The 7,677-nt window shown below is 60.0% G+C and carries 5 protein-coding genes and 2 pseudogenes; 1 reads left to right on the top strand and 6 read right to left on the bottom strand.

Annotated elements, in window-relative coordinates; all coding sequences use genetic code 11:
• Positions 1-164 precede the first annotated feature (164 nt).
• A pseudogene (locus F6X42_RS33355) lies at positions 165-374 on the top strand (tyrosine-type recombinase/integrase); the annotation flags it as partial.
• Positions 375-822: 448 nt separating this feature from the next.
• On the opposite strand, the gene F6X42_RS33350 reads toward F6X42_RS33355, so the two are convergent.
• The 6 genes and pseudogenes from F6X42_RS33350 to F6X42_RS33325 all read right to left on the bottom strand — a co-directional run bounded on the left by F6X42_RS33350 (position 823) and on the right by F6X42_RS33325 (position 7,658).
• Positions 823-2,031, bottom strand: coding sequence for an IS91 family transposase (locus F6X42_RS33350; RefSeq protein WP_187638257.1), 1,209 nt, complete (start codon positions 2,029-2,031; stop codon positions 823-825).
• Positions 2,032-2,037: 6 nt separating this feature from the next.
• Positions 2,038-2,916, bottom strand: a complete 879-nt coding sequence (locus tag F6X42_RS33345; protein WP_187638256.1) for a tyrosine-type recombinase/integrase — start codon at positions 2,914-2,916, stop codon at positions 2,038-2,040.
• Positions 2,917-3,303: 387 nt separating this feature from the next.
• A complete protein-coding gene (locus F6X42_RS33340; protein WP_187634563.1) occupies positions 3,304-3,567 on the bottom strand; it encodes a hypothetical protein in 264 nt (87 codons plus the stop codon).
• Between the two features lie 465 nt (positions 3,568-4,032).
• Positions 4,033-5,760, bottom strand: a complete 1,728-nt coding sequence (locus F6X42_RS33335; protein WP_187638255.1) for an HAD family hydrolase — start codon at positions 5,758-5,760, stop codon at positions 4,033-4,035.
• 527 nt (positions 5,761-6,287) lie between these two features.
• A pseudogene (locus F6X42_RS33330) lies at positions 6,288-6,707 on the bottom strand (porin); the annotation flags it as partial.
• Positions 6,708-6,809: 102 nt separating this feature from the next.
• Positions 6,810-7,658, bottom strand: a complete 849-nt coding sequence (locus F6X42_RS33325) for a sugar phosphate isomerase/epimerase family protein (RefSeq protein WP_187638254.1) — start codon at positions 7,656-7,658, stop codon at positions 6,810-6,812.
• Between the last annotated feature and the right edge of the window lie 19 nt (positions 7,659-7,677).

The raw sequence follows: 7,677 nt of genomic DNA, 5'->3' as shown, positions 1-7,677 counted from the left end.
GACTCCTTCCCGGACGCCGGGGGCTGATGGAAGGAATCAAGACTATCTCTATCTCACAACACGCATTTACCCAAGAAATACGGGCTATTGTTCAATTACAAGACATAGTCAGGAAGGGCACATAGTGACGTCAATGTCGTTAGAGACATTGGCGACATTCAACGGCGACCCACCTGCTTCGATCCGGCGTCGATATCAACACCGTACGGGCGTGGCTTGGTCATGTCTCCATCGATACGACCAACGTTTACGCCGAAATCGATCTGGAGACGAAGGCCAACGCCCTGGCGCGGCTTACTATCCCCAGCGATCAAAAGGCGAACAGGCGGTGGGCCAAAGATCCCACGCTGATGGCGTTTCTCCGATCCTTGTAGGAGGCTTTTTATGTGGCGTTCAGCCGGCCGGATCCTGTGAGGATCCCGGCTCGGGCGCCACAAGACCACATTTGAGCGAGCACCACATATGGCAGAGGATTTTTTGTTTAGCGGTCGCGGCCTCCGACGCAGGAATCAAACTGGCGAGATCGATCCGCGAGCGGTAAATAAAAAATCGTTTGTGCTAAACCGCTCCACGGGCGGTGGAGTCTATGGGCATTGAATCGTCGCGCTGGGGATTGCATGACCGGTCGCGCGTCTGTGGGCCGCCGGAACCTTGTGTTCTAGCAAGGCGTGCGGCGTAAAGGGGAGTATGAATGCGGGCGTGGCGAGGGAACTCAGCCAGCGTTTCGGGGTTTTGCGTGTAGCAGTAGATCGATGGCGCGAGTTAGGCCGCGCTGGCCAGAGAGGGGAATGCCAACGTGATCGCAATAGTTGACAGCGCAGATCAGAGAACATGGCTCATGTCGGGTGGAGCGCGCGGCAGGATGCCAGCGACACCGCCTTCGATGCGGACCATGTGGCCCTTGCCGCACACGGGGCAATCGCGCAGTGACCTGCCGGTGAGCCGCTGGTAACGGTCACGGTAGTCTTCCCCGATGGCAGGTGACGCTGCGGCGGGCGGCTCGACGCCGAGCAGGCGCCGGCAGGTCGCGAGGCGTGCTGCCCGATGGCGGTTGGCGAGCCACCCGTAGCTGCGGATGCGCTTGAAGCCGGAGGGCAGCACGTGCAGCAGGAAGCGGCGGATGAACTCGTCGGCCGTCAGGGTCATGGTCCTGTGCCGGGCTTCATGCCGGTAGTCCTTCCAGCGGAACTGCACGGCGTGTCCGTCGAAGCTCAGCAGCCGGTTATTCGAGATGGCGACGCGATGCGTGTAGCGGCCCAGGTAGTCGAGCACCTGTGCGGCGCCACCAAACGGTGGCTTCGCGTAGACGACCCACTCCGCGTGAGCGGCGGGCGCAAGCCACGCTGCAAACGCTCGCGGATCGCGCAGCGGCTCGAGCTGGCCATGGAAGCGCAGCGCACAGGCGTCAAACGTGCGGCGCAGCTTGTCGAGAAAGAGCCGACGGAAGAGCCGCGAGAGGACCCGCACGGGCAGGAAGAAGCCAGGACGGCAGGCGATCCAGCGTTCGCCGTCCGGTGCAATGCCGCCGCCCGGTACTAGGCAATGCACGTGCGGATGGTGCAGCAGATTCTGCCCCCACGTGTGCAGGACCGTGATGAAGCCGATCTCAGCGCCCATGTGTTTCGGATCGGCGGCAATCGTACGCAGCGTCTGGGCGCTGGTTCGAAACAGCAGATCGTAGAGGATCTTCTTGTTCTGGTAAGCGAGCGCGGCGATGGGCTCGGGGAGCGTGAAGACGACGTGGAAGTACTCGACCGATGGAAGCAGTTCGGCCTGTCGGCGCTCAAGCCACTGCGCGCGGGCGAGCGACTGGCACTTGGGACAGCAGCGATGGCGACATGAGTCGTAGGCAATGCGCTGATGGCCACAGGCATCGCACTGTTCGACATGACCGCCGAGCGCGGCGGTACGGCACAGCTCGATGGCACTCATCGCGCGGCGCTGGGCACAACCGAGGGCGTCGGCATGGGACTGCCGGTAGTTGGGGCCGCAGCGGCGGAAGATGTCCGCCACCTCGAGCGCCGGTCGCATACGGCTTCAGAAGTACTCGGGCGCAGGCGGCTGGGCGGGCGTGGGTGCGGGATGCGGCAGGAGGTCGAAGGGACTTGGAGTCGCACACACGGTGCTGGTGGCCACTTTGAGGTAGCGAGCTGTGGTCGAAAGGGCACGATGCCCCATCAGCAGTTGGATTCGGCGCACGTCGGTGCCGGCTTCTAGCAGGTGCGTCGCGAAGGCGTGGCGCAACGAGTGCGGCGTGATGGGTTTCCGGATACCGCTGCGTTGGCGGGCGACGCGGCAGGCCAGTGCGACCGCTTCGCGGGTAATGGGCCGGCCCGGAATATCGCCGGGGAAGAGCCAGTCGCGAGGGTGAGCGTCGTGCCAGTATGTTCGGAGGATCTCGAGCAGCCGCGGCGACAGCATTACGTAGCGATCCTTACGGTTCTTCCCCTGGTTGACGCGGATGACCATGCGCTTACTGTCGATGTCCGTGACCTTGAGGTGGACAACCTCCGACACACGCAGGCCGGCTGCGTAGGCAACCATCAGGATGGTCCGCTGCCTGAGACTGACGATCGACTCGAAGAAGGTCGTGATCTCGTCCAGGCTGAGAATGACCGGTAGCCGGACCGGTTTCCTGGGCAACGGGAAATCCTCGTCGCTCCAGTCGCGTTTGAGCGTGACGCGATACAGGAAGCGCAGCGCGCCGATCGTCGGGCCGACGCTGCCGGGTGCGAGCTTGCGCTCCTCACGTAGATAGACGAGCCACGCCCGAATCTCCTCAGGGCCCAGCAGTTCGGGTGAGCGGCGGAAGTGCCGGGCGAAACTGGAAACCTGCAGCAGATAGGACCTCTGGGTATTCTCCGCAAGGTTTCTGATCTCCATGTCATGCATCATGCGTTGGCGCAGCGGCGTCATGGCGAGCCTCCTGGAAGCAGTGGGTGGAATGCCCAACCGGGCGCCCACATACTGCTCCTGGTGGCGCGCCGACCACCTCGCCGGGATCTGCCGCAGGAAACCGTACTCGTGAAACGTCAGCCACAGACCTGTACCCACCTCCCACTACCGCGTCAGCGGTTTAGTACTACGCATCAAATGTGATCGAACTCATTTGATGCGGGAAATCTGCATGTCCGGTTCGATGAGCGGGGTGTGAAAACGGAGCAACGGTGAGGTTATTCGGGCACCGCCAGACGAAAGAGGCGGCAACAGACAAACCCAGCCTAAAGCCACCGCGTCACATCTCGACTCTACCGGGAGTCGCCTCAGCCGGATCTTGAGGCGTGTGCCGCGCCTCACAGCGATCTAGCGCTTCTGTCTGAGCAAGTCAAATTGGCGCTGTTGTCTCAGCGAATTCAGTTCGCGCTGCTGCCTCAGCAAATCCAGGTCGCGCTGTTGTTTCAGTAATTGGAGTTGTTCGTTCTGGAGTTCGATCTGTTGCTTCTGCGCTTCCAATTGCGCTCTATAGGCCCCCATGCTTTGGTCAGCCAGCGCTCCCTGCGGGTAAGTCTGCGCGTAGGTGATGGAACAGCCAGCCGCCAATGTCGCAGCAACGATAAGTGCTTTCATGATGCCCCTCGCACGGATGCTCCTTTGAAATATCTTAGGCCAGAAAGGCCGGGCATCGGCGGGACCGACGTGGCTATCGGCGTCGTGCCTGGATCGGTGATTGCGTATGTTGAGCGAGCGGCGTGCTTTTCGCAGTGGCAACGAGAGGCCGGGATCGACCCTCATCAGGCCTTCGGGCTAGCGGAATCCAATATGGCCGCCTACGGACGCGGAGCCGACGCTCGAACGTCCGCACGAAGACGCGTATGAATGACGCTTGATGCGTGCTGCCCGATGCGCTTTTTGCCTCGCGACCACCCAAAGGGCCAAATGCTACGCCGACATACAGCTTTGATTTTGGGCGAGAATTGTATTGCCGTTTGAATTATAAGAAAGCGCGAGAGTCGCGTCATTTCCAGGTGCCAGCAGAGCCTAGCAAAGCCTCGCCCCGAGCCACTGGGCTGAGAAGACCCATCAAACTTTAAACTATTCAGCTTTTGTGTATCGGCGTTCTATGGCCGCACGGATCTTTCGCCGGCATTCCTGAATATCCGCTTCAGCCGCGTTTTCAATGCCCGCGATCTCACCTGCTAGTTCCGGGTCCTTTATGCAATCTCGCAACCAACGAGAATAGTCTCTCGCCCGAGCATGGTAGCGCCATGTCTCGTCATCAACGCCTTCGCCGATCTGACAGAACATTTCCAAATTTTGAGCCCGCAGATTAAGCGCGCCGTCCGGACCGCGAAAATAGAAGCTTGTATCCTCACCGAGCGTCCCCGTAGCATATTTCCGCACATGTCGACGATGCTCCGCGCTTGGCGGTATCACATGAACCTCTGCGGGTTGTTGCCCCTCACCAATCGGCCATACCAACGCGCAGCCGGCATCGAGAGCGGCAGGAAGACTTTCCGGAGCAGCCAAGCCAGTTGCTGCCGCAAATTTCGCCACAGTATCCCCGATGGCGATTCCGAGGGCGACCAACCAAGTCGTGCCGATAAGCGCGGACTTCGCCATATGGTCGGGATGAACTGTGATGAAGGCCACCCGATCGAAATCCGAGGGCAAGCTCTTGGCCATTGATTCGTTTTGTGAAGGCATCATATGATGCGCCTCGTCGATTACCAGCCAGTGCGGCCGACCGGTTCGCACGCGGAGGTCAATCAACTTTGGAATCAAAGATGACAAAAAATTCGGACGGTCGTCCAGTGGCAGTCCAAGAAGACTGATCGCGACGTTGCGATCCGGATACTCGAGAAGCTCGGTCACGTTTTGCAGAGATGGCGACCGCTCAGCGTCGCCGACGCAGGTAACGCCTACAAAGCCCTCGTAATCCCCCTCCGGATCGATGATGCAATACTGCATGCCGGCAACTGCGAGGCGCTCAAGAAAGCCCTGCGTAAATGTGGATTTTCCACTTCCAGAGGTGCCACAAATAAGCATTCGACCCGATCGGCCGACCTGCATCGAAACCGGTTCCAGTTTATCGGAGTGGGCGTCCGTCACTGTGCCGAGTGCCACAGTATGACGGTCGCTACAGGCAACCTCCGTCAAATCGTTGTTCAGGATGCCATCCACAACTTCGACGACACCCGCTCCGCGCGGACAGTCTGTTACCCAATCTGCGGCCGCCTTCAGCATTGGAACGGCGTTCGCGACGGCGACTGAGCAGCCGCAGGCGTTTAGCAAAGCATGATCGTTCTCGGCGTCGCCCACGCCCACGACATTGATCGAGGCTAAAGATAGATTGCGCAGCGCGGCCTTCAGCCCGGTGGCCTTGTTGATCCCCGGCGGCAACACCATTACCGCGCCCTTGTTGAAAATGATCTGCAATTCAAGCCCGAGATCCTTGACGGTTTCCAGCACGATGTCTTGGTTGGGCTCCCAAGTCGCGACGATCACATGACCGACGGACAGGGGCGTGACGCCACGGTCGCGAAGCTGGTTGACGAATGCAGCCGGCGGCGGCTCAGCCAACAGATCGACCACCTGGGTCGCGGGCCGATAGAGAACGCCGCCATTTTCGGCGACAACCTCCTCGAACATGTCCAGGCGCGGGCAAACCCGTTTTAAATCCTCAAGCTCTCTTCCGGTGGCCAGGATCAGGCGCCGTCCGGACTCGCGAAGGCGTGCCAGCGCCTCGAAGGTGGAATCCTTCACGACCCCATCTTCTGCGATCGTCCCGTCATAATCTGTTGCAAGCGCGTAGAAGAACATGGCCGCACACCGTCTTGGATTGAGAGTCGAATTCTGAGGCCCGCGTCGTGACAGAAAGGGAATGAGCAAGCGTCGACTGCTTCACGAAGGGTCTCCGATCAGTTCCCTTAACGCACCACTCCGCGCCTTGCGAATAAGATCGGCACTTGACCCACAACGCAGCCGACATTGACGACGCAGATAATGCGTACTTTGTCCAGACCATTATAGTATTTATCGCATGCGTCCTCTGCCGGACGCGGTCCGGCACCTAACTTCCGCAGGCGACCCTCAACGGCCGCTCAGGCTATCCTGCCGTCGATGGCTGCTTCAGGAGTCTTTCGGACGTTCAAACGTGCCCCTCAGTCTCCAGACACCACAGAATCCACGGGTTATGCGCGCGATTAGGCGTGGCTTATCACGGCCACTTGGATGTTAGTCTGGAGCCCATCAGCCGCCCCGTTCGTAGCAGGCTGGCGGTCGTGCCACGGTCCAAGCGACAACCTTTGAGGTTCGCCGATTTGCATTATGTGTTCAGCGGAAGTGAGGAAGCCGGTGAGCCACGTCGTCGGGCTGTACGGCGACACCAGCTGATAGTACGACGCGTACTGGCGGCCCGCCGTCAGCGAACCGTACGTCGGGTTCGTCACGCCGACGAACGCCTGGCGGCTGAACATCAGGTTAGTCGTCGACATCGAACCGTTCGCGCTGGTAAAGCCCTCTTCCAGCATGAAGATCGCCTTCGTGCCGCCGCCGAGATCTTCCGCGCCCTTCAGGCCGAAGCGGCTACCTGCCCACACGCCGGTGATCATCCTGAACGCCGAGTGGCCGCCCGAGGTCGAGCCGAGCGTCGTCGAGCTCGACTGATACCCGATACCCGTATCAACGATGCCATACAGCGTCACGCTGTTCCGGGCGAATGCTGGAATGCTGATGAACCCTGCGCAAATCAATACCGCCAGGTTGATTTTTTCCGGTGCTCCTAATGCGACTCCTCGTGGTTTTAGTCCATTAACACGGCCTCACGGCCTCTTCCGGAGATTTTTTTATCCTTCTTGCAGCGCCGATATTCAGCAGACGCTTTGCAGTCGATCGGCGCAACACTTCAGAACCTCGTCCGGTGGTGCTTTCCACCAGACGTCTTTGGAGAAGATCTCCACCTCGGTCATGCCGACGTATCCAGCTGTTTCAACCAGGCGTCGCGTCTCCTTCAGGTCAATCACCCCGTCCCCCATCATTCCGCGATCGAGGAGCATGTCCGTGGTCGGCGTCAGCCAGTCAGACACGTGATATGCAGCGATCCGCGCCTCTTTCCCGGCCGCAGAAACCGACTCTGCCAGTTGAGGGTCCCACCAGCAGTGGTAAACATCGACCGCAATGCCAATGGCGTCATTTTTCGGGTCGAGTTGCCGGCACAGGTCCAGGGCCTGTCCGACGGTGTTAATCACCGAACGCTCAGCCGCGTACATGGGATGAAGAGGTTCAACCGCGAGTCGTACACTGAGCTTCTTCGCTTCGACCATCAACGCGGCGATTCCATCGGAGACCATCTCACGGGCGGCCGCCAGGTCGCGACTTCCTACTGGCAGTCCTCCGACGACCATTACCAAGCACTCCGCACCCAGTTCGGCTGCGTCATTGACCGCTCGAATATTCGACTCGATGTTTGCCGCCCGCTGCTCTGCCGTCGGTGCGGGGAAGTAGGTCGAGCGGCAATAGCCCGTTACCTTGAGTTCAAGTGCGCGAATCTGCCGGGCGAACTGCGAGACATCCGCAGCCTCCACTTCGTGTCGCCACGGGGCGATTCCACCAAAACCCGCCCTTGCGATGCGATCGATCGTAACGTGCAACGGTTCGCGATGCCCCAGCGTTGCGGTGTTGATCGCGCAACGGTTCAGCTTTCCCTGCAAAGTGTCCATTTCTTTCTCAACCGGTTAC

The sequence above is a fragment of the Paraburkholderia podalyriae genome, from assembly GCF_014397785.1.
GTDB lineage: Bacteria > Pseudomonadota > Gammaproteobacteria > Burkholderiales > Burkholderiaceae > Paraburkholderia > Paraburkholderia podalyriae.
Note: the sequence above shows the minus strand (reverse complement) of the source record. Positions and strands in the feature narration are given on the sequence as shown.

What these genes read in the sequence shown, in the direction of transcription:
- F6X42_RS33350 (WP_187638257.1), bottom strand. Translation starts at nt 2,031, where the DNA reads ATGCGACCGGCGCTCGAGGTGGCGGACATCTTCCGCCGCTGCGGCCCC.
- F6X42_RS33345 (WP_187638256.1), bottom strand. Translation starts at nt 2,916, where the DNA reads ATGACGCCGCTGCGCCAACGCATGATGCATGACATGGAGATCAGAAAC.
- F6X42_RS33340 (WP_187634563.1), bottom strand. Translation starts at nt 3,567, where the DNA reads ATGAAAGCACTTATCGTTGCTGCGACATTGGCGGCTGGCTGTTCCATC.
- F6X42_RS33335 (WP_187638255.1), bottom strand. Translation starts at nt 5,760, where the DNA reads ATGTTCTTCTACGCGCTTGCAACAGATTATGACGGGACGATCGCAGAA.
- F6X42_RS33325 (WP_187638254.1), bottom strand. Translation starts at nt 7,658, where the DNA reads ATGGACACTTTGCAGGGAAAGCTGAACCGTTGCGCGATCAACACCGCA.